20 protein-coding genes and 1 pseudogene are annotated in these 20069 nt (G+C 60.6%); 10 read left to right on the top strand and 11 right to left on the bottom strand.

From position 1 onward, the window contains the following. Positions 1 to 86 precede the first annotated feature (86 nt). Positions 87 to 1991, top strand: coding sequence for a cobaltochelatase subunit CobT (cobT, locus tag OK142_RS08965; protein ID WP_216333104.1), 1905 nt, complete (start codon positions 87 to 89; stop codon positions 1989 to 1991). Continuing rightward, complete coding sequence (locus tag OK142_RS08960) at positions 1981 to 3006, top strand: esterase-like activity of phytase family protein (protein ID WP_498682266.1); 1026 nt, start codon at positions 1981 to 1983, stop codon at positions 3004 to 3006. The genes cobT and OK142_RS08960 overlap by 11 nt, the downstream gene beginning before the upstream one ends. A gap of 3 nt (positions 3007 to 3009) precedes the next feature. Here OK142_RS08960 and OK142_RS08955 read toward each other — a convergent pair whose 3' ends face one another. The 3 genes from OK142_RS08955 to rpmB all read right to left on the bottom strand — a co-directional run bounded on the left by OK142_RS08955 (position 3010) and on the right by rpmB (position 4496). Further along, positions 3010 to 3342, bottom strand: coding sequence for a pentapeptide repeat-containing protein (locus OK142_RS08955; RefSeq protein ID WP_498682264.1), 333 nt, complete (start codon positions 3340 to 3342; stop codon positions 3010 to 3012). A gap of 115 nt (positions 3343 to 3457) precedes the next feature. Next, entirely contained in the window at positions 3458 to 4096 is a 639-nt protein-coding gene (locus tag OK142_RS08950; RefSeq protein ID WP_313614744.1) for a queuosine precursor transporter, read from the bottom strand. A 109-nt stretch (positions 4097 to 4205) separates the two neighbouring features. Continuing rightward, positions 4206 to 4496, bottom strand: a complete 291-nt coding sequence (rpmB, locus tag OK142_RS08945; RefSeq protein WP_003509888.1) for a 50S ribosomal protein L28 — start codon at positions 4494 to 4496, stop codon at positions 4206 to 4208. A gap of 252 nt (positions 4497 to 4748) precedes the next feature. Here rpmB and OK142_RS08940 point away from each other — a divergent pair, with 252 nt between their 5' ends. Then, positions 4749 to 5522: a DUF3108 domain-containing protein gene (locus tag OK142_RS08940; RefSeq protein WP_216333100.1), complete on the top strand. Its 774-nt coding sequence runs from the start codon at positions 4749 to 4751 to the stop codon at positions 5520 to 5522. Between the two features lie 208 nt (positions 5523 to 5730). Here OK142_RS08940 and OK142_RS08935 read toward each other — a convergent pair whose 3' ends face one another. Next, complete coding sequence (locus tag OK142_RS08935; RefSeq protein ID WP_318283644.1) at positions 5731 to 6171, bottom strand: cupin domain-containing protein; 441 nt, start codon at positions 6169 to 6171, stop codon at positions 5731 to 5733. Continuing rightward, positions 6171 to 6941, bottom strand: a complete 771-nt coding sequence (gene gloB, locus OK142_RS08930) for a hydroxyacylglutathione hydrolase (RefSeq protein ID WP_498682262.1) — start codon at positions 6939 to 6941, stop codon at positions 6171 to 6173. The genes OK142_RS08935 and gloB overlap by 1 nt, the downstream gene beginning before the upstream one ends. Before the next feature lie 106 nt (positions 6942 to 7047). On the opposite strand from gloB, the gene OK142_RS08925 reads away from it, so the two are divergent. The 3 genes and pseudogenes from OK142_RS08925 to OK142_RS08915 all read left to right on the top strand — a co-directional run. Next, positions 7048 to 7809, top strand: a complete 762-nt coding sequence (locus tag OK142_RS08925; RefSeq protein WP_137039165.1) for a class I SAM-dependent methyltransferase — start codon at positions 7048 to 7050, stop codon at positions 7807 to 7809. Positions 7810 to 7893: 84 nt separating this feature from the next. Beyond that, positions 7894 to 9000 (top strand): histidinol-phosphate transaminase, encoded by a 1107-nt coding sequence (gene hisC / locus OK142_RS08920; protein ID WP_498682261.1) that lies wholly within the window; start codon positions 7894 to 7896, stop codon positions 8998 to 9000. Next, positions 8982 to 9929, top strand: a pseudogene (locus OK142_RS08915) (prephenate/arogenate dehydrogenase family protein); the annotation flags it as partial. The gene hisC and the pseudogene OK142_RS08915, both read left to right, overlap by 19 nt. A gap of 162 nt (positions 9930 to 10091) precedes the next feature. Here the strand turns inward: OK142_RS08915 and OK142_RS08910 are convergent. Further along, the gene (locus OK142_RS08910) at positions 10092 to 11093 is read right to left on the bottom strand and encodes a DUF2125 domain-containing protein (protein ID WP_498682259.1); all 1002 of its coding nucleotides are present in this window, start codon (positions 11091 to 11093) and stop codon (positions 10092 to 10094) included. A 49-nt stretch (positions 11094 to 11142) separates the two neighbouring features. On the opposite strand from OK142_RS08910, the gene OK142_RS08905 reads away from it, so the two are divergent. Further along, on the top strand, positions 11143 to 11694 hold the full coding sequence (locus OK142_RS08905) for a gamma-glutamylcyclotransferase (protein ID WP_498682258.1): 552 nt from the start codon (positions 11143 to 11145) through the stop codon (positions 11692 to 11694). On the opposite strand, the gene OK142_RS08900 is transcribed toward OK142_RS08905, so the two are convergent. From OK142_RS08900 to ftsE, 4 genes are all read right to left on the bottom strand, one after another. Then, the gene (locus OK142_RS08900) at positions 11667 to 12464 is read right to left on the bottom strand and encodes a lysophospholipid acyltransferase family protein (RefSeq protein ID WP_003497453.1); all 798 of its coding nucleotides are present in this window, start codon (positions 12462 to 12464) and stop codon (positions 11667 to 11669) included. The two genes, OK142_RS08905 and OK142_RS08900, sit on opposite strands and share 28 nt — an antisense overlap. Positions 12465 to 12578: 114 nt before the next feature. Further along, positions 12579 to 13316 carry a YdcF family protein gene (locus OK142_RS08895; RefSeq protein WP_035242872.1) on the bottom strand — a complete coding sequence of 246 codons (738 nt, stop codon included), beginning with the start codon at positions 13314 to 13316 and terminating at the stop codon, positions 12579 to 12581. Between the two features lie 113 nt (positions 13317 to 13429). Continuing rightward, on the bottom strand, positions 13430 to 14437 hold the full coding sequence (locus OK142_RS08890) for a cell division protein FtsX (RefSeq protein WP_082185456.1): 1008 nt from the start codon (positions 14435 to 14437) through the stop codon (positions 13430 to 13432). After that, positions 14430 to 15089 carry a cell division ATP-binding protein FtsE gene (gene ftsE, locus OK142_RS08885; RefSeq protein WP_003497447.1) on the bottom strand — a complete coding sequence of 220 codons (660 nt, stop codon included), beginning with the start codon at positions 15087 to 15089 and terminating at the stop codon, positions 14430 to 14432. Before ftsE ends, OK142_RS08890 begins: the two co-directional genes overlap by 8 nt. 200 nt (positions 15090 to 15289) lie before the next feature. On the opposite strand from ftsE, the gene OK142_RS08880 reads away from it, so the two are divergent. The 3 genes from OK142_RS08880 to OK142_RS08870 all read left to right on the top strand — a co-directional run bounded on the left by OK142_RS08880 (position 15290) and on the right by OK142_RS08870 (position 17076). Next, positions 15290 to 15961, top strand: coding sequence for a hypothetical protein (locus tag OK142_RS08880; RefSeq protein WP_498682256.1), 672 nt, complete (start codon positions 15290 to 15292; stop codon positions 15959 to 15961). A 70-nt stretch (positions 15962 to 16031) separates the two neighbouring features. After that, entirely contained in the window at positions 16032 to 16574 is a 543-nt protein-coding gene (hpt, locus tag OK142_RS08875) for a hypoxanthine phosphoribosyltransferase (RefSeq protein WP_003497442.1), read from the top strand. Between the two features lie 142 nt (positions 16575 to 16716). After that, complete coding sequence (locus tag OK142_RS08870) at positions 16717 to 17076, top strand: response regulator (RefSeq protein ID WP_003497441.1); 360 nt, start codon at positions 16717 to 16719, stop codon at positions 17074 to 17076. Positions 17077 to 17339: 263 nt separating this feature from the next. Here the strand turns inward: OK142_RS08870 and OK142_RS08865 are convergent, their stop codons facing one another. After that, complete coding sequence (locus OK142_RS08865) at positions 17340 to 20027, bottom strand: TIGR02302 family protein (RefSeq protein ID WP_498682255.1); 2688 nt, start codon at positions 20025 to 20027, stop codon at positions 17340 to 17342. Positions 20028 to 20069: the final 42 nt, after the last annotated feature.

Below are 20069 nucleotides of genomic sequence, written 5' to 3'. Positions count from 1 at the left end.
AAGATCACCGATGACTTGAAGATGCTGGCGGGCCGCGCATCCATTGATGAGCGGCTCCCACGCGTCGACAAATGACAGGAAAGACAATGGCAGCGCGCGGCGACAATTCCAGAGCAAAACCGGGTACGGCGGTCGATACGGAGCCGTTGCGTCAGGCGATTGCCGGATGCGTGCGATCCGTTGCCGGGGATGCCGAGGTCGAGGTCGTGTTCGCCAATGAGCGGCCCGGCCTTGCCGGCGAGCGCATGCGTCTGCCGGAAATATCCAAGAAACCCACCGCGCAGGAAATCGCCGTCACGCGCGGTCTGGGCGATTCCATGGCGCTGCGCCTTGCCTGCCATGACGCCGACACCCATGCGGTGATGTCGCCGCAAGGGGCAGAAGCGCGGCTGATCTTTGATGCGGTTGAGCAGGCGCGGGTGGAATCCATCGGCGCGCTGCGCATGCCGGGCATGGCTTCCAACATCCAGGCCATGAACACCGAAAAATACGCCAAGGCGAATTTTTCGGGCATCAACAACAAGGATGACGCACCGCTTGCCGAAGCCGTGGCCCTGCTGGTGCGCGAAAAACTGACAGGCGAAAAGCCACCGGCAAGCGCCGGTCAGGTTCTCGATCTGTGGCGCGATTTCATCGAGGACAAGGCCGCTGGCGATCTCAAGGATCTCTCCAGCGTCATCACCGATCAGAAGGCGTTTTCGCGGCTGGTGCGCAAGATGCTGACCTCCATGCAGATGGCGGAGGATTTCGGCGACGAGGATAACGAGCCTGACAGTCAGGAGGCGGAGTCCAACGAGGATCAGCCGCGTACCAACGAGACAGAGGAAGAGCAGGCCGAGGAAGAGGCCGGTTCCGATGCGACGCCGGCCGATGAAAACGAGGCCTCGCAGGAGGAAATGGAAGAAGGCGAGATGGACGGCGCCGAGATGTCGGACGAGGAGATGTCCGATGATCTCGACGAGGATTCCGAGACGCCCGGCGAGACCCGCCGTCCCAACAGCCCCTTCGACGATTTCAACGAAAAGGTCGATTACCGCATCTTCACCCAGGAATTCGACGAGGAGATCCACGCCGAGGAACTGTGTGACGAAGCCGAGCTTGACCGCCTGCGCGCTTTTCTCGACAAGCAGCTCGCCCACCTTCAGGGCGCCGTCGGGCGTCTGGCGAACCGGCTGCAGCGTCGCCTGATGGCGCAGCAGAACCGTTCGTGGGATTTCGACCTTGAAGAGGGTTATCTCGATCCCGCCCGCCTCGTCAGGCTCATCATCGATCCCATGCAGCCGCTTTCCTTCAAGAAGGAGCGCGACACCCAGTTCCGCGATACCGTCGTTTCGCTCGTCATCGACAATTCCGGTTCGATGCGCGGCCGCCCGATCACCGTTGCAGCCACCTGCGCCGATATTCTGGCGCGCACGCTGGAACGGTCCGGCGTGAAGGTGGAGATTCTCGGCTTCACCACCAAGGCCTGGAAGGGCGGACAGTCGCGCGAGCAATGGCTGGCCAGCGGCAAACCTGCTTCGCCCGGCCGCCTCAATGATTTGCGCCACATCATCTACAAGTCGGCGGATGCCCCGTGGCGGCGGTCGCGGCGCAATCTCGGCCTGATGATGCGCGAAGGCCTGCTGAAGGAAAATATCGACGGCGAGGCGCTGATGTGGGCGCATAACCGCCTGATCGGCCGGCCCGAGCAGCGCAAGATCATGATGATGATTTCGGACGGTGCGCCCGTCGACGATTCGACGCTGTCGGTCAATCCGGGCAACTATCTGGAACGGCATCTGCGCGCCGTGATCGAGCAGATCGAGACACGGTCGCCGGTGGAACTGCTGGCGATCGGTATCGGCCACGACGTGACGCGTTATTATCGCCGTGCCGTAACCATCGTGGATGCGGACGAGCTGGCCGGTGCGATGACCGAGCAGCTCGCGGCGCTCTTCGAGGATACGAGCAGCGCCTCCGGTTCGTCCCGCAGGGTTCGCCGTGCGGGATAAGCGGAGCCGGGCTTCCCTCTCCTACAAGTCTCTGGTCGTTGCCGCTACCCTGGCGGTCGGCTCGCTTGTTCCGGTTCCGATTGGTGCGTCCACCATCGACGTGCCGGTGAGCGTTCGCCAGCTGTCCGGCTTCGAGGTCGGCACCAGCGCAAAACGTTTCGGCAAGCTGGAATTTATCGGCGGCATGGTGATGAGCGCGCCGGAAAAGCTGTTCGGAGCCATATCTTCCATCCGCTTCCGCCCCAATGGGGAGGACTTTGTTGCGGTGCTGGATACCGGCCACTGGCTGACGGGCAGGGTCATGCGCGATGCAGCCGGCGCGCTGTCCGGGCTTGCTGATGTTCGCATTACCCCCATGCTGGACATGGGCGGGCGCGAACCGCCGCGCAAGATGGAAATGGATGCGGAAGGTCTGGCGCTGCGCGACGGCAAAGTTATCGTCAGCTACGAGCAGCGGCACAGGATCGATATCTATCCCGATCCGGGCTTCGAGACATCGAAACCGCTCGGTCGCCTGCCGCATCTCATCCCCAATAACGAGTTGCGCCATAATGGCGGCATGGAGGCCCTGGCAGTATCGCCGGCCGATTCGTCGCTAGCCGGCGCCCTGGTCGTGGTGGCTGAAAAAAGCATCGATGCTGACGGCAATCTTCTCGCCGCCATATTGGAAGGCCCGCTGAAGGGCACATTCGCCGTCACCCATCACCCCTCATTTGATGTGACGGATGGCGCTTTCTTGCCCAATGGCGATCTGCTGCTGCTGGAGCGCCGCTTCAACTTCGCGGAAGGCGTGGGCATGCGCATCCGCCGCATCCGTGGTGCCGATATCCGGCCGGGTGTTGTGGTGGATGGCGAAATCCTGCTTGAAGCGGGCATGGCCTACCAGATCGACAATATGGAAGGCATGGATGTCGTGAAAGGGCCTGATGGTTCCACGCGCCTCATCATCGTTTCCGACGATAATCACTCGTTTCTCCAGCGCAACCTGATGCTGGAATTCAAGCTGGTGGAGTGAATTTCAGACCTGTTGTGCCGCCTTGTAGGCAGCCAGGAGATCCTCTACCGGAATGCCGTCGATCTTCATGCCGGTCATTCGGCACCCCGTTATCTGCGCGCCGGACAGGTTTGTGTTGCTCAGCTTCAACCCGGTGAAATTGACGTCATCGATCGACCAGCCGGACATGTTGCTGTCCGTAAACGACGCACCGGAAAAGTTGATGTCGTTGAAGCGTGTGCCGGCCAGATTGACATTGTTGAAGACCGTTCCCGACAAATTGACGTCGTCGAAGCTGGAGCCCGAAAGTGTGGCGCTCGTCGCATCTATAATGTCGATGACGTCCTTGATCTGCATGCCGATCTGCCCCCTTAGCCGTGCAACGGACGGCAGACTGCAACGCCACCAGCGGGTTTGCAAGCGTGATTTGATCCATGCCTGCCCGACCTCGAATTCAGCTGACAGAAAAAAGTCAGCCCTGCTTGGCAGCACCTGGCATCGGCTTCAACGTATTCATCAGCGCGCCGTAAGGCAGGAGCATGACGAGGCCGACGAGAACCTTCACCGAAAGATCACCCATCGCCCAGGAAATCCACCGAGGCGCTTCCACGGCGAAGACACCGAGGATGGGAGCGTTTTCGATGGCGAAGGCATCGTTGGGGCCAACGAAGGAGAAGCTGGCCGCAAAGGCGATGGAGAAGAACAGCGCCGTATCCAGCACCGAACCCAGCATGGAGCCGGCAAGCGGCGCGTGCCACCAGCGCTGGCGGCGCAGGCGGTTGAAAACGGAAATATCGAGCAGCTGGCCGATCAGATAGGCGGTGCCGGATGCGACAGCGATGCGCGGAATGGAGGTCCAGAAGGACAGCGTGACACCGACGACGAAGCCGGCAAGCACGACGCGGCGCGCTATGGACGGGCCGAACTGGCGGTTGGTCAGGTCAGTGACGAGGAAGGCGACCGGATAGGTAAACGCGCCCCAGGTCAGAAGATCGCCGAGATTGACACCGAACAGCGATCCGGAAAGCGGATACTGCACCAGAATATTGGAGGCGACGACCACCAGTGTCATCAAGAGAACGTAGATCAGCGTATAGCGCAGATAGGGCATTTTTTTATCCTGGGTGATGCCACCAGTTAGAGCCAACTAAAACAAACAAAAGGCTTGAGCGGCAAAAGCCATTCAAGCCCTCTGAATATCGATGATGTCGAAACCGCTATTAAGCAGCTTCAGCCGTCTTCTTGGCGATCTGGCGGCGCAGGAGACGAGCGCGCATGCTCAGTTCGTTTTCGCCGGACTTCAGAAGGAAGGCATCGAGGCCGCCACGGTGTTCAACGGAGCGCAGAGCTGCTGCGGAAACACGCAGGCGGAAGCGCTGGCCGAGAGCATCGGAGATCAACGTGACCTGGCAGAGGTTCGGAAGGAACCGGCGCTTGGTCTTGTTGTTGGCGTGGCTGACGTTGTTGCCCGTCTGGACGCCCTTGCCGGTCAATTCGCATACACGGGACATGGGTACACCTATTTCGTTTCGTCTGTTTCGCCACTGGCTCGCCACCGGCAAAACCGGGGTGGCAATCCAACTGGCCATGATTGGAAAGTTGCGGTTCTATAGTCAGACGAGACTTAACAGTCAAGCCGCTCGCGATCAAATGAAAGGAAATTCCGGCGTTTTCAACCGGCATCCGCTTTTTTATTGCCACAAGTCAGCGTATATCATCGCCCGATAAGGCCGCTTCCGCGCCTCTTTTAAGGTGATATCGAAATGATTGCCAGAGGAAAAAGCATTTTCATGGCCGTGACAATAGCGTTTGCGGGCGTTTCTCCCTCGCTCGCCGCCGAAGCACGCCATACAAGCGAATACAGCATCAATCTCGGCATTTTGCCGATTGCGCGGGCAAGTTTTTCGACTCGCATGGACGGACCGAACTATTCGATCTCCGGTTCCTTCAGTGCCGCCGGCCTTGCCAGCATTTTAAAGGACATTTCCGGCAAGACGACCGTTTCCGGCGCCAAGCGCGGCCACCGGCTGCAGGCCAACGAATATTCGCTGGTCTACAAGGACGGCAAGCGGGTACGGACCTATGACGTTGTCTATCGCAACGGCAATGTCACATCGACGACGGTGAAACCCGAGCCGAAGGCCCGGCCGGATAATTGGGTGGATGTGAAGGACCGCGACCTGCGCTCCGTTCTCGACCCGATTTCCGGCCTCATCATTCCCTCCGGCGGTCGTATCTGCCCGACCCGGCTGCCGATCTATGACGGCGAATCGCGGCTGGATCTCGTTTTGAGTTCCAGCGGCACCAAGCCTTTCAAGACCAATGGCTTTAGCGGCGATGCCATCGTCTGCAAGGCGCGGTATGTGCCGAAGTCGGGCTACCGGCAGGGGCGCAAGGATATCGAATATCTGAAATCCATCTCCATGGAAATCTGGTTCGCCAAGTCGAACAATATGGATGTCTATGCGCCTGTTTATGCGATCATTCCGACGCGGGTGGGGCAGGTCTACATCACGGCGACGAAATACGGCGGCTGACCAAAGCTGACGGTGGCGTAAAAAAAGCAGACGTTGCGGCGTATTTCTTCTCCCCGCCGGGGAGAAGGTGGCCCGAAGGGTCGGATGAGGGGGGGCAACGTTGCCGGATATCTCTACCCTTGCCCCCCATCCCGCTGCCGCGGACTTCTCCCCCTCGGGGAGAAGAAACAAGGGGCACTCACTCACTCCGCAGGCGACTGCTCCAGGTTCAGGGCGCGTCCCCAGGCGACCAGCCGGGTTCGGCCATGACGAAGCTCGAAAAGGCAAATCCCGGTGAGACGGTGCAGCCGACGAGGGTGAAATCGCCGAGGCTTTCCGCCGATTGCCAGCAATCGGCCGGCACGATCACCTGCGGGCGCTCGCCTTCCAGAATCGCGGGACCAAGCGTGAAGGTCTGTACCTCCCGGCCGTCCTCCGAAAGATGCAGCGCGATGGGTGCGCCGGCATAATAGTGCCAGACCTCGACGGCATCGGTGACGCGATGCCAGTGTGAGCGAACGCTTTTTTCGAGAAGATAATAGATCGCCGTCGAATGGCCGCGCTCACCGCCCGCCCTGTCGCGAAAAGTCTGGTGGTAGAAACCACCCTCAGGATGCGGTTCAAGACCCAGTTCGCGAATGATCGCTTCCGCAGACAGATCGGCGCCCATCAGAAATTGTCCTTGCGCGTGCGGATTTCCGCAAAAACGTCCGCATCACTGGCAGTCTCCAGGCCAAGATGCCTGCGGATGCCGGCATCTGCGACCCGCATATAGGGATTGGTCTGTTTTTCGAACCCGATGGTGGTCGGAATGGTGAATTCATTCGCCTGCCGCGCCTTTCCAACGCGCGCTGCGCGTTCGATCAGAACCGCATTCTCGGGATCGACTGTGAGGGCGAAACGGGCATTCGCGAGTGTATATTCGTGGCCGAAATAGACTTTTGTGTCATCGGGCAGCGCCATCAATTTCTGGAAGGAATGCCACATATCCGCCGCCGGGCGTTCGAACAGCCGGCCGCAGCCCATGGCAAACAGCGTATCGGCGGCAAACAGCAACCCGTCATCGGGAAGATAATAACAGATGTGTCCGGCTGTGTGGCCGGGCGTGGATATGACCTGAACGCGGCGTCCGGCAAATTCGAACTCGTCGCCATCGGCCTGTGAGCGGTCGAGACCGGGGATCGCGATAGCCTCGTCGTAAGGCCCGTGCACTTCGCAGCCGAACTTGTCCTTCAGCGCCAGATTGGCCTCTACATGGTCCTGATGATGGTGGGTGGTAAAGATATGGGTGAGCTTCCAGCCATGACCATCGAGAGCCTGCAGGATCGGGCCTTCCTCGGGTGCGTCGATGGCGGCGGTCGCCCCGCTTTCGGGATCGTGCAGCAGAACCCCGAAATTGTCGCTGCGGCAAAGAAAGACGTCTATTTCCAAAGGTTTCATCTCATCCTCTCCATTTGCCGGCCGGAGCCGACGCATTTATCCGCCTGGGTTTCAATGTAGGGGCAGACGCCTTGAAGTCCAATCGCCTGATGCTACATTCTCGCCCATGAACACTGATATCGTCGATCTGCGCGAATTCTATCATTCCCCGCTTGGCCGCTCGGCCGAGCAGGCGATCACCATGGCGCTTTCGACGCTCTGGCCGCCTTTGCCGGAAGAGCGGTTGGTCGGCCTCGGTTATGCGGTGCCGTTTCTGGACCGGTTCCGCCATGATACGGAACGCACCTTCGCCTTCATGCCGGCGGGGCAGGGGGCGGTGAACTGGCCGGCTGGCGAGCTATCTTCCACGGCGCTGGTGTTTGACGAGGAATTGCCGCTTCCCGATTCGTCCATAGACCGGGTGCTGATGGTGCATGCGCTGGAATTTGCCGAAAATCCGCGCGAAACTTTGAAAGAATTGTGGCGGGTACTGGCGCCCGGCGGCCGTCTGGTGATCGTGGTGCCGAACCGGCGCGGTGTCTGGGCGCGCATGGAACATACGCCCTTCGGCTCGGGGCGGCCCTATTCGCGCGGGCAGCTGACGGCGCTTTTGCGTGAAACCAACTTCACGCCGGGGGCTTCCGCCGAGGCGCTTTTCTTTCCGCCCACCACAAGCCGCCCGGTGCTTAAATTCCGCCGTTACCTCGAACTGACCGGCCGCAGGCTGTGGCCCCTGTTTTCCGGTGTCATTGTGGTGGAGGCGCAAAAACGGCTCTATCAGGGATTGCCCGTCACCCAGCGCGCCTCACGCCGGGTGTTTGTGCCCGTTCTCGCTCCACAGGGCGTTCCCACCACCCGCACCGCCGCAAAGCACGGAAAGCCGCGCTGACCCTCGACAAAACGCCCATTCCGGTCTAATGCCTCCGGCATTGCTTTTGCCGGGTTCTCCGGCGTTTTTCCAAAGGTCGATCAAATGAGTGCAGAGCTTAGCCAACCTGTTCCGCGTCCGGGTATTCTGGATATCGCCGCTTATGTTCCCGGCAAGGAACATGTGGACGGTGTTGCGAAGGTCTATAAGCTCTCCTCCAATGAAACGCCGCTCGGGCCGAGCCCGAAGGCGATTGAAGCTTTCGGCACGGCCGCCAGCCATCTGGAAATCTATCCGGACGGCCAGGCGATTGCGCTGCGTCAGGCGATTGCCGATGTGCATGGTCTCAACATCGCAAACATCATGTGCGGCAACGGTTCGGATGAGCTTCTGGGCCTGCTTTGCCATGTCTATCTCGGTGCAGGCGATGAGGCGATCATCACCGAACACGGTTTCCTCGTCTACAAGATCCAGATCATGGGCGCAGGCGCAACCCCGGTGACGGTGAAGGAAAAGGACTGCGCGGTCGATGTGGATGCGATCCTCGCCGCCGTCACGCCGAAGACGAAGATGGTTTTTGTTGCCAACCCCGGCAACCCAACCGGCACCTATGTTCCTGTTGCGGAAATCCGCCGCCTTCAGGCCAGCCTGCCGAAACATGTCGTGCTGGTGCTGGATGCGGCTTACGCGGAATATGTGCGCAAGAACGATTATGAGGCAGGCCTCGAGCTGGTTTCCGGCAACCGCAACGTGGTGATGACCCGCACCTTCTCCAAGGTTTACGGTCTCGCCGCACTGCGTGTGGGCTGGATGTATGCCCCGGTTGATATCATCGATGCGCTGAACCGTGTGCGCGGCCCGTTCAACATGAGCGCCCCGGCCATTGCGGCGGGTGCCGCTGCGATCCGCGATCAGGCTTTCGTTCAAAAGGCTGTGGCACATAATGCCCTGTGGATGGAAAAGCTGGTCACGACCTTTACCGGCCTCGGCCTGGAAATCACACCGTCGGTCACCAACTTCATCCTCATCCATTTCCCGGATCAGGACGGCAAGCGCGCGGCGGATGCGGACGAGTTCCTGAGCCGCCGTGGTTACATCCTGCGCGCTGTGCGCGGTTACGGTTTCCCCAATGCCTTGCGTATGACCGTCGGCTCGGAAGAGGCCAATCTCGGCGTCATCTCGGTGCTTACCGAGTTCATGGGGCAGGCGTGATGGGCGAAATCATGTTCGAACGCATCGCGCTGATCGGCATCGGCCTGATCGGCTCGTCGATTGCCCGCGACATCAAGGAATTGGGGCTTGCGCGGCATGTCACGATTTCCACCCGCAGCGAGGAAACGCTGAAGCGGGCGGAGGAGCTGGAACTCGGCACGGATTACACCGTCTCGGGGGCGGAGGCCGTGAAGGATGCCGATCTCGTCATCGTTTCGGTTCCGGTCGGCGCGTCGGAAATTGTCGCGCAACAGATCGCGCCGCATCTGAAGCCCGGCGCCATCGTCACCGATGCTGGCTCCACCAAGGCCTCCGTCATCGCGCAGATGGCGCCGCACATGCCTGACAATGTGCATTTCATTCCCGGCCACCCGCTGGCGGGTACGGAAAAATCCGGCCCGGATGCCGGTTTTGCCGGCCTCTTCCGCGAGCGCTGGTGCATCTTCACGCCGCTGCCCGGCACGGACGCCGAGGCGCTGGAGAAGCTGAAGGATTTCTGGCGGGCGCTCGGTTCCCGCGTGGATGAAATGGATGCCGAACACCATGACAAGGTTCTGGCGATCGTCTCGCATCTGCCGCATATCATCGCCTACAATATCGTCGGCACGGCGGACGATCTGGAGACGGTGACCGAATCGGAAGTCATCAAATATTCCGCCTCCGGTTTCCGTGACTTCACCCGTCTGGCGGCTTCCGATCCGACCATGTGGCGCGATGTCTGCCTGCACAACAAGGATGCCATCCTTGAAATGCTGGCGCGCTTTTCCGAGGACCTCGCCTCCCTGCAAAGGGCGATCCGCTGGGGCGAAGGCGACAAGCTGTTCGAGCTGTTTTCCCGCACCCGCGCCATCCGCCGCTCCATCGTCCAGGCCGGTCAGGACGTCGACGCGCCGGACTTCGGCCGTCATGCTCTGGATCAGAAGAAGTAGGACGCAGCGTAAGGCAAACGCGATTCTCTCTTCGTCATGCCGGACTAGATCCGGCATCCAGCCACGGCGCGTCCGCGCCGTGGGATGAGTCTTGCGCGATCAAGGACTTGATCGCACTGGACCCCGGATCTAGTCCGGGGTGACGGAGCGGGATGCGAAAACTCAGATCGGCGGAATTTTCCCAAGCGGAATGAAGCCGCTGACGGTGGCGCGGCCGCGATCGACCACGAGATCGACGGACGCCCTGTCGCCGCCGCCGGCAAGCGCGCCGAGCAGCTTGCGGGCCGTGTCGATGGTGGATTGCAGCTGTGGGAAAGCCTGCTTGGCATTATCAGACCAGGCGCCGAGCTCTTCGATCTCCAGCTTGAACTGACCGGAGAGATATCCTTCATTGTCGAAGGAGAAGGGGCCGCTGATGCGCATGGTGCGGCCCTCGCCAATATCGGCCACCAGCCGGCGAAGCTCTCCGCTTGCGCCGTATAGGCCGGATCTGTCGCTGCCGTCGACCATGCCCGCCTTGCCGGCAAGCGTGACATCAACGATGGCGTCGAGGCGGGGAAGGATCTGCGGCCAGTCCTTGATGACGGTCGCCGATTCGGTAAGCGTGATTGCTCCGTCGAGATCGGCGCCGTTCTGGCGCAGGTGCATTTCCGTCTTTACGGCATCAAAATCGATGGTCTGGCCGGTGACGGAGGACACCGCCTGCGCCTTCAGGCCGTCGATGACGAGCGACGTGCGGTCGATACCCTTAAGCTTGGTGACGATGCTCGATTGCATGTTCTGCCAGGCGGCAGAAACCGTCAGGCCGTGAGCGGTGCGGATTTCCGCCGGCGCATCCAGTTCCCAGACGATGTGGCCGGGATTGTAGACCTGCGCTGCCGAGCGCAATTCGCCAAAGGAAGCGGAAACACCGTTCTGCTTGTCATCGACCATCACCTTGGAGCAGAAAAGGCCGATGCGGAACGGATAACCCCGGAAGGCGATATCGCCGCATTCACCGCTGACATTCCTGGCCTGAGAGGGAGATATCACGTTCAGGACCGTCTGCTTCAGCCTGTCGGCGGCATAAAACCACCCCGCCGTGTAAAGTCCGATGACCAGCACAATGGCGATACCAAGCCAGAGGAATTTTTTGGCCGTGCCGGATTGGCTTGACGATGCCATATTGATCTCCGATGAACAGACTTCAGATAATTTTGATTTGGCTTGCGATATGGACGATTTTTGGGTCTTTGGCTACGGTTCGTTGATGTGGAACCCCGGCTTCGCCTTTGAGGAAAGGCAGCAGGCGCGGCTGCACGGTTATCGGCGTTCGCTCTGCATCAGCTCCAGCGTCTATCGCGGCACGGAAGAAAAGCCGGGCCTCGTGCTGGGTCTCGAGCGCGGCGGCTCATGCCTCGGCGTCGCCTTTCGGGTGCGGGGAAGAGACCACGATCCCGTCATGGCCTATCTGCGCGAGCGCGAACTGATAACGAATGTCTACAAGGAACGTGTTGTTGCAATTGCCTTTGCCGATGGCAGGCGCAGCAGCGCGGTGACCTATGTGGCCGATCCCGCGCATGAGCAATATATTGGCGGTCTGGGTGTGGCCGAAGCGGCGGTCATCGTCGCGACTGCCTCGGGCCGGTCCGGGCCCAACACGGATTACGTCTTCAATACCGTGCAGCATCTGCAGGATATGGGCATTCGCGACTCGCTGCTGGAAAGCATCGCCGCCAATGTCGGCACGCTCGCGGCTCAGCCGGCGGCTGTGTCCTTGCCCTGAAGTTCGGCGATACGCTTGATGGCGGTGGGCGGCAGCGGCAGGTGCGGGTTGTTGCGCGCGGTTTCCAGCAGCAGCTCGTCGCTCGCCTTTTCCGTCACATCGATCAATCGCTTGAAAAACACGTCGGGGTCGAGCCCCGGCTCGATGGCCGGCAATATCCGCACCTTGAAATGGCCGGGATAACGCATGGTCGAACGGCGTGGCCAGAAGAGGCCGGGATGCATGGCGACTGGAATGACCGGAACCTGCAGGTCGCGATAAAGCCTTGCAATGCCGTAACGATATTCAGGCTCGGCGCCCGGCGGGCGGCGCGTGCCTTCGGGATAGATGATGAGCTCGCGGCCGGCGGCCATTTCCTCTTTCGCCCGCTCCATCACCTTCAGCATGACCTTGCCGCGCGCGGCGCGGTTGACGGGGATCATGCGCTGCTTCATCGCATACCAGCCAAATAGCGGGATCCACAAAAGTTCACGCTTCAGAATATAGACCGGGTCGGGAAGATTGGGCAAAAGCGCATAGGTATCCCAGAAGGACTGGTGCTTGGGCGCGAAGATGCAACCGGTCTCCGGAATGTTTTCCAGGCCCTCTATCTCGAAGGTCGTTCCGACGATGGTTTTCATCAGCCAATGGTTGGAGCGCGCCCAGTTCTTGGGGATTTCGTAGGCGATCTTGCGCGGCAGGATGAAATAGATCGGCGTCAGCACGATCATGCGGACAATCAGGTTGAGATAAAACAGCGTATTGAAAAGAAAAGAGCGCAGCTTGAGCATCAACAGCCTTCCCGGGATGCAGCCGTTCCGAAACTTTGAGCGCCTCGATGCCGGATGCCGATGCCAGACGCCTACACGAAAACAAGGGGCGGCAGCAAGCGTGTTTCTGGCAGCTTACGAGGAAGCCGCCGTTACTTTCGGTGGAGCGTGATCGGCGGCGGCCTTGCGCAGGCCGTCACCCTTGCCAAAGCCGGTCAGATCACGTCCGGCCGCCGCCACGAACTTCAGATATTCGTAGAGCATTGTTCTCACCACATCCGGCTCCGCGAACCAGTTGGTGCGGGCAAGGTCCGCGCTGATGACGGGGTAGGCGATGAATTCGGTCTGCGGGCTGGCGTTGCGCAATTCATGCAGGCTGCGATGCATATGGTAATTGTTGGTGACAACGACGATGGCCGAATAACCGTGATCGCGTATCCAGCTTGCCGCCTCATTGGCGTTGCCGATCGTATCAATGGCCTTGTAACCCATGTCCACGCAGCAGGAAAACATGTCCGAAGAGCCCTGCGTCATCTTGCGGATCTGCGAACGGGTGGTGGCGGGGTTGACGCCGGAAATCAGCAGACGTTTGCCCACACCGTCACGCAGCAGGCCGACCGCCTGTTCAATGCGCTGGTAGCCGCCGGTCAGAACGATGATCGCATCGCCCTTCGCGCCCTCCGGCGGGCGCATGGAGGCGACGGAATCGGCAAACCACAGGAAGCCGCCCGAAAAAGCACCGAGAGTGATGACGCAAAGCAGGATGAGACCGCGAATAAAACGGCGCAGGCGGCCACGCCGCGACCAGAGGCTCTTTTTTGCCGGTCGCGTGGTCGTCTGATCCTGATCCTGGTCCGTCCGACTCACAAACATTCCTCCTGAATACTCGCCGATTAAGGCAAGGAACAGGCATTTTTGTCCACCGTCCGCAGGTTACATCCGGCTCGTGAAGGTTTCAGTTTTCCCGCAAAATTTCAAAGCCGGGGTCACGATGCAAGGCCGTCACTTTTCGACGGATCGGAGCGCACGCGATCGATATCGTCGATCGTGCGGATGACGGTTACGCGCGCCGTGATAGTGGTGAGAAGCGCGATGATGATCATCGTTGTGGCGATGCCGATGTAACCGCCGAGACCGACCGAAAAGGAGCCGAAAAGCGCACTTGCCTGATCGCTCTGCGGTGTGGCGACCGTGCTCGATTGCCAGAAGCCGGCGGCAAGAAAAACCGTCGCTGCAAGCGCGCTGCCGGCCGCTGCCCCCTTGAGGCTGATTTTCAGGAAGTGCTTCTGGAATTCCCGCGCCACGAAGCTGCTTTCCGCACCGACAAAATGCAGGACCTCAACGATGTGACGATTGCCGGAAAGCGCGCCGCGCGTGGCGAACACCACCGTCAGCACCATGGCGGTGAAGACGAGGATCAAAACCCCCACACCGATCATGACAGTGGTTCTCGCCATCGAGACCAGCCTGTCCACCCATGTGCGGTGGTCGTCCAGAAAGGCCTGCGGAAGTTCAGCCTTCAGCATATCCCGCATCGCCTGAAAATCCGGCGGGTTGTTTTCGTCGATGGTGATGACGACGAGGCGCGGGATCGGCAGTTCGGAAAGGTCGAGACCGCTGCCGAGCCATGGTTCCAGAAGGCGCGAGGTGGCGGCATCGTCAAGGATGGTTCCGTCGCGCGTGCCGACGAAAGTCAGCGCCAGATTACGCGCCTTGGAGAGCGCCGCATTCATGTCCAGCCCGTCCTCGGGCTTGATCTGGATGGTGATCTCGCGGGAAATCTGGCTCTGCCATGTGGCGGCGGTGGCGCGCACCATGGAGACGGCGCCGAGCGTCAGGCAGGCGAGAAAGGCCATGATGGCGATGACCACCATCAACGCATTGCCCTGAATGTTGGACGGCGGCAGAATGGGCGCCATCGGGCGGATGCGCATCGGCGGGCGCTTCGGCGTCGTTGCCTCGGGTCTCAACTGTTTGCGGTTGATCTCATTCATAGATGTCGAGCCGCCCTTCGGTCAGGATCATCCGGCGCGCATCGATCTGGTCCATCAGGCCAAAATCATGGGTGGCGATGACGACGGCCGTGCCCAGCCGGTTGAGTTCCAGAAAGAGGTTGAGAAGGCGCTTGGCCATCGGCGGGTCGACGTTACCGGTCGGCTCGTCGGCCAGCAATATTTCCGGCTGGTCCATCAGCGCACGGGCAATGGCGGCGCGCTGCTTTTCCCCGCCCGAAAGGATGGCCGGCAGCACATTGATGCGCTCGCCAAGGCCCACCCATTTCAAAAGCTCGATCACATCGTTGCGGTAGGCGCTTTCTTCCTTGCCGCGCACGCGCAGTGGCAGGGCCACATTCTCATAGGTCGTCAGATGATCCAGCAGCCGGAAATCCTGAAAGACGATACCGACGCGGCGGCGCAGCATCGGCAGCTCGCTGCGCGGAATGCGCGACACATCGCGGTTGAACATGCGGATATTGCCGCGTGTCGGCTGCAGCGACATCAAGAGCAGACGCAGAAGCGTCGTCTTTCCGGCGCCCGAAGGCCCGGTCAGAAACTGGAACGAACCCTTGGGAATATCGAAGGTCATGTCCCTCAGGATCTCGGGTCCCATGCCGTAACGCAACCCGACATTTTCGAAATGGATCAACGGACTTCCAGTCTCTTCGTTTCGTGGTGGTTCGCAAGCCGCTGGCGCGTGAGGCCCGGATGCTGCCGTTTAACCCGGTTCCGGTGGCCTGCGCGAGGCGTTTTTGCGAAGCATTAACCAATTAAATTTAAAACTTGGCAGGATTCGTTGCAATGCCCAGTTTTGCGGGCCGGAAAACCTGACCGGGGAATTCTATGGCTATGTTCCGTTCATCTCGCCGGCAAGCGGCATTCGATTTCGACCTCCTGATGCCGGAAGCGCCGGCGCGCCGGGCGGCGCGGGCCGCAGGTCCAGGCCCCGACGTGGTAGACGCGGAATTTGTCACCATCAAGGAAAACCGTGCGCGTCAGCCCGGAAACGACAACCGTGGTGCGGTGCGCCGGCGGAAGGAAAAACCACCCGTCACCGCCGGCGTGCTCGGTTTGGCGTTCGTCGGCTGGGTGGATCGCAAATTGTCGCGCCTGTCAGCGGATGCCTATTCGGCGCTGGTCGCGGGGCTGGCCATTTTCGTTTTCGTCTGCTCCGGGGGCCTGTCGGTCGTCGTGCCGGAAAAATCGGCTGTTGCCGCGCCGGTGAACCCGCTTGCCATTTCCCATGTCACCATCACGCCGCAGGAGGCGGGCGGCATGGATGTCCTTCTCATCAACGGCATCGTGGAAAACAACGGCACCGCGCTTGAAGACGTGCCGGCACTTCGCGCCGATCTCTTCGTCGCCAAGGGGCAGCTGGTGGCCAGCATGGTCATCGAGCCGCCGGTCAAGCAGATGCAGCCCGGTTTCAGCCACGGATTTTCGGCAAAGTTGCGCCATCCCGGTGGAAAAACACCGGAGATCAAGCTTTCCTTCGTCGAGGCGGGTGCTTCCGAACGCTGATTGTGCTAACGCGTGATCCTCGTATTTTTACTGAAAGGTAAAATCGGCAAGGCGCAGCACAGGAGAAAGAATGCCCGTCGTCCGTGGAAAAAACATCGAGCCGCTGTACACGGCCGAGCAGATCGCCGAGCGCAATCGCGATATGGCCAAGCATATAGCCGGCGGCCCGACCAAGGATTTGCTGGTCATCGCCGTGCTCAAGGGATCGTTCATTTTCGCGGCCGATCTTATCCGCGCGCTGCATGACAGCGGCCTTGCTCCCGAAGTCGAATTCATCACGCTGTCGAGCTACGGTGCCGGCACGGTTTCGCAAGGGGTGCGGATCGTCAAGGATATTGACAGCGACGTGAAGGACCGCGATGTCCTCTTGATCGACGATATTCTCGAATCCGGGCGCACGCTGCGTTTTGCCAAGGAACTGCTTTACGAGCGCGGCGCCCGCAACGTCACCATCGCCGTGCTGCTCGACAAGAAGGTCAAGCGCAAGGAAGATCTGGAGGCCGACTATGTCGGCTTTGAATGTCCGGATTATTTCGTTGTCGGTTATGGCATGGATGTCGCCTACGCCTTCCGTGAGCTGCCTTTCGTCGGCGTCGTGACCGGCGACGCCTGACCCATTCTGCCGTGCCGGTATGATACATGCCGGAGACGCCTCATTAACCATTCACCCAGCGAAACCCTGGGTGTTTACCTCTTGAAAAGAGGAGCCTGCGATGTTGCTCACGGCTGGAAATGATGCCCAGGAGCAATGATTGATGGCGAAGATTTTGATTACCGAAGATGAGGATGCATTGCGGGCTTTCGTCGCCCGCGCGCTGCGTCTCGATGGTCATGAGACCCATGAGGCGGCAGACGGCGAGCAGGGGCTGGAAAAGCTCCAGGAGACCAGTTTCGATCTTCTTCTTTCGGATATCCGCATGCCGGTCATGGATGGCATCGAGCTGGCGCACCGCGCCGCCGAACGCTTCCCGGCCATGCGCATCCTGCTGATGACCGGTTATGCCGAGCAGCGCGAACGGGCGGACGATCTGGCTGAAAAGATTGTTGACGTCGTCTCGAAGCCCTTTGCGCTTCCGGATATCCGCAAGGCTGTGGCGCGCGCGCTTGCGGCTTGAACGGCGAGACTAAAGAGATTTAAAGGGCGGCCTTCGGGCCGCCTTTTTTGTTGGCCGGACATCACCGCAGTCGTTGTTGCGCTCTACCCACCCTCCGTCATTCCGGCCTTGAGCCGGAATCTAGCCAGCCCAAGTCCTTGGGCTGAAAGAACTCTTTCCGCCGCGCAGACGCGCGTCAACTGGATGCCGGATCAAGTCCGGCATGACGGAAAAGTTCAGGCGGTGAGGACGTAACGAGCCGCAGCATTGCCTGTGCGTAACCCTCACTGTATATCCAGCAACCGCTCCAGATACCGCCGCTCGATTTCACCGGGCGGATTGTTGCCGAGCTTTTCGCGGATCGCCTCGAGGATTTCGCGGGCGCGCTGCACGTCGATCTCATCAGGCACCTTCACCTGATCGCCGAAATCCGGGCCCGTCGTGCTGCGTGGACGGCCGAGCGGGTCGCGGCCGTTCTGGCCACCCTGGCCCGCCATGCCTTCCTGTCCCTGTCCGGGCTGTTGGCCCTGCTGGCGCATGGCCTGCATGATCTGGCCCATCATGTCCTGTGCGCCCTGTCGCAACGCGTTCAGTGCATTGCCCTGGCCTTCCACCGCCTGTTCGCCCTGGCTTTTGCCGAGTGCTTCGCCGGCGCCTTCCATTTCCTGCTGCGCCTTGCCGAAGTTTTCCCCCGGCTCCATGCCGAGATCGCGAAGGCCCTGCTGCAATTCGCCGAGCTGCTTGCCGAGCGCATCCTGCTGCGCCCGCAGGTTTTTCAGCGCCTCGCGCAATTGCTCGGCGGTCATCTGGTCGCTCGGCTGTCCGCCCTGCTGGCCATTCTCACCCTGCTGGCCCTGTTGCGGCTGCTGACCGTTTTCACCCATCTGCGGGTCACCTTCGCCCTCGCCATCCTGCTGCGGATCGCCGCGCTGCATGCGGTCACGCAGCGCCTGATCGAGCTTGAAGGTCTCGTCCATCAGCTTTTGCTGCTGTTGCAGAATTTCGCCGAGCTTGTCGATCTGCTGGCGCATCTTGCTGCTCTGCTGTTGCCCCTGCTGGCCCTGACGCTGCGGCCGGCCCGCCTGCAGATTGTTCATCATGCGTTGCAACTGCGAGAGCATTTCCTGTGCCGCGTCACGGTTGCCGGAGCGGGCGAGGTTTTCGATCTGGTTCATCATATTTTCCAGATCGCGCTGGCGCAGAACGTTTTGCGCCTGCTGGTTCATGTTGGCTTGCGGCGCGTTTTGCATGCGCTGCGCAAGCTCGCTCATGAATTGCTGCATCGCCTCGCGCAGTTCCTGCATCAGCTTGGCAACCTCCTCATCGGAGGCATTGCGCTGAAGCGCTTCGGAGAGTGCGTTCTGCGCATCACGCAGGCGTTTCTCCGCCTGAGACAGATCGCCATCCTCGATGCCGAGCGCGATCTCCCAGAGGTAATCGGCGGTATTCTTCAGCATCTCCTCATTATAGGCGAGACGCATGCGGGTCTGCGCCGATTGCAGCAGGAGATAGTGCGTGGTGTTGGGAATGGTTTCTTCCGGACGCAGGCCCACCGCCTCGTTATAGGCAATCGCCTTCGGCATCTGGCGCGTGTCGAGCGAAAAGATCTGCCGCTGTTCGGCAATGGAGGCCGCCAGCGGTTCGGAGAAGTTGCGTCCGGGCAGCACCATCTCATGCGCCGGGCTGCGGCCGGTCTGGCCGGCACCGTCGGTCGCCACCAGCGTGATACGAACGCGTTTGCCTGCCATCGGATGTTCGGTCAGGTTGCGGCTTGTCAGCCCCTTGATTTCGCGGTTGTTCTGCCGCGGCAGGTCGAGCTTGAACTCCGGCGGCGGGTAAAGTGCTGTCGCACCTTCCGCAATGCCAAGCGGCTCGATGATGGCATGCGCTTCCTTCAGGCCGTAATCGTCCTTGGCGGTGAAGCCCACTTCAAGCGCGCCATTGACGGCGCGGCGCGGCATGTTGTCGAAGGCAATGGTGGGCGGCTGGTCGGGGATGACATTGAACATCCATTGTTCACCGTTCGCGGTGATCATGCCGCTTTCGGTGACATCCATGGCAAAGGTGCGCGGCGCGACAGGCTGGTCCGGCGTGCGGGTTTCTGGCTGAACAGCCACGTCGCCGCTCGCACTGTCCGCACGCTTGGCCTCAGGCGCAAGCTTCTGCAGGGCGCCTGCCGTCTCGGGTTCGAATGTCACTTCTTCGCCGCCATCACCGCCGGTCATGCGGATCGTCAGCTCGGAGGATTGCGGCACCGAAACCGCGTCGCGATTGGTCGCGTCGCGGCCCGTCAGGAAAATCGGTGCGCGGCCGGTATAGGCGGGTGGTGTCACCCAGGCATCGAGACGGATATCGGGATTGAGCGGACCAACGGCCGGCTGGCTGCGGAAGGCATCGGCCACCGTGCCCGCGCCGTTGGAATAGGAAAAACCAAAGGCGGTTACCAGAAGAAGGGCGGGAACGGCGCGCAACGCAAGACGGTCATAACGGGCGATATCGGGTTTCGGCAGTCCGGCATTGAGGGCGGCGATGCGTTCCGCCATGCGGATCTGGTGTTCTTTCCAGAGCGTGCGGGAAAAGGGGGTGTCGAAAGCCGGTTCGTCCTCCTGCACGCCGACCGGCTGGTGCGCCAGGCCGTTGCGCTCTTCCAGAAGGCGCGAGGCGTCATTGTCCGTCGGCCATTTCAGCCGCAGGATCGGCAGCAGGGTGGTGATGAAACTGAAAACCAGCAGGAAAACAACGCCAAGCCGCAGGAAATCCGGCATCTGCCGGAAAAGACCAAACCAGGCGAGGGCCAGAAACAGGGCGGCTATGGAAAGTGGCCACAGCGTCTTCGGTGCCATTTTTTCAGAAAACAGCACGATTTTTGCGAAGAAGCGTTTGGCCGCAACCTGGCGGGCAAGGTCTGGCCGTTGCGCGAATGCGCCATTCGGGCGCTTTCTGCCTGTCCTGTCCTCTCCGGCTGTGGTCATCAATCCGTTCTCCCGGTTCTGGCCACGTCAAACGCCATTCCC

Origin of the sequence: Agrobacterium sp. BT-220-3 (assembly GCF_025910175.1) — a bacterium.
Classification (GTDB): domain Bacteria; phylum Pseudomonadota; class Alphaproteobacteria; order Rhizobiales; family Rhizobiaceae; genus Agrobacterium; species Agrobacterium oryzihabitans.
The sequence above is the reverse complement of the archived record's forward strand: the minus strand, read 5'-3'. Positions and strand labels throughout refer to the sequence as shown.

Bases quoted from the DNA above. Each gene is read 5' to 3' on its own strand.
- cobT (WP_216333104.1), top strand. From the start codon at position 87: ATGGCAGCGCGCGGCGACAATTCCAGAGCAAAACCGGGTACGGCGGTC.
- OK142_RS08955 (WP_498682264.1), bottom strand. From the start codon at position 3,342: ATGCAGATCAAGGACGTCATCGACATTATAGATGCGACGAGCGCCACA.
- OK142_RS08950 (WP_313614744.1), bottom strand. From the start codon at position 4,096: ATGCCCTATCTGCGCTATACGCTGATCTACGTTCTCTTGATGACACTG.
- rpmB (WP_003509888.1), bottom strand. From the start codon at position 4,496: ATGTCCCGTGTATGCGAATTGACCGGCAAGGGCGTCCAGACGGGCAAC.
- OK142_RS08940 (WP_216333100.1), top strand. From the start codon at position 4,749: ATGATTGCCAGAGGAAAAAGCATTTTCATGGCCGTGACAATAGCGTTT.
- OK142_RS08935 (WP_318283644.1), bottom strand. From the start codon at position 6,171: ATGGGCGCCGATCTGTCTGCGGAAGCGATCATTCGCGAACTGGGTCTT.
- gloB (WP_498682262.1), bottom strand. From the start codon at position 6,941: ATGAAACCTTTGGAAATAGACGTCTTTCTTTGCCGCAGCGACAATTTC.
- OK142_RS08925 (WP_137039165.1), top strand. From the start codon at position 7,048: ATGAACACTGATATCGTCGATCTGCGCGAATTCTATCATTCCCCGCTT.
- hisC (WP_498682261.1), top strand. From the start codon at position 7,894: ATGAGTGCAGAGCTTAGCCAACCTGTTCCGCGTCCGGGTATTCTGGAT.
- OK142_RS08910 (WP_498682259.1), bottom strand. From the start codon at position 11,093: ATGGCATCGTCAAGCCAATCCGGCACGGCCAAAAAATTCCTCTGGCTT.
- OK142_RS08905 (WP_498682258.1), top strand. From the start codon at position 11,143: ATGGACGATTTTTGGGTCTTTGGCTACGGTTCGTTGATGTGGAACCCC.
- OK142_RS08900 (WP_003497453.1), bottom strand. From the start codon at position 12,464: ATGCTCAAGCTGCGCTCTTTTCTTTTCAATACGCTGTTTTATCTCAAC.
- OK142_RS08895 (WP_035242872.1), bottom strand. From the start codon at position 13,316: ATGTTTGTGAGTCGGACGGACCAGGATCAGGATCAGACGACCACGCGA.
- OK142_RS08890 (WP_082185456.1), bottom strand. From the start codon at position 14,437: ATGAATGAGATCAACCGCAAACAGTTGAGACCCGAGGCAACGACGCCG.
- OK142_RS08880 (WP_498682256.1), top strand. From the start codon at position 15,290: ATGTTCCGTTCATCTCGCCGGCAAGCGGCATTCGATTTCGACCTCCTG.
- hpt (WP_003497442.1), top strand. From the start codon at position 16,032: ATGCCCGTCGTCCGTGGAAAAAACATCGAGCCGCTGTACACGGCCGAG.
- OK142_RS08870 (WP_003497441.1), top strand. From the start codon at position 16,717: ATGGCGAAGATTTTGATTACCGAAGATGAGGATGCATTGCGGGCTTTC.
- OK142_RS08865 (WP_498682255.1), bottom strand. From the start codon at position 20,027: ATGACCACAGCCGGAGAGGACAGGACAGGCAGAAAGCGCCCGAATGGC.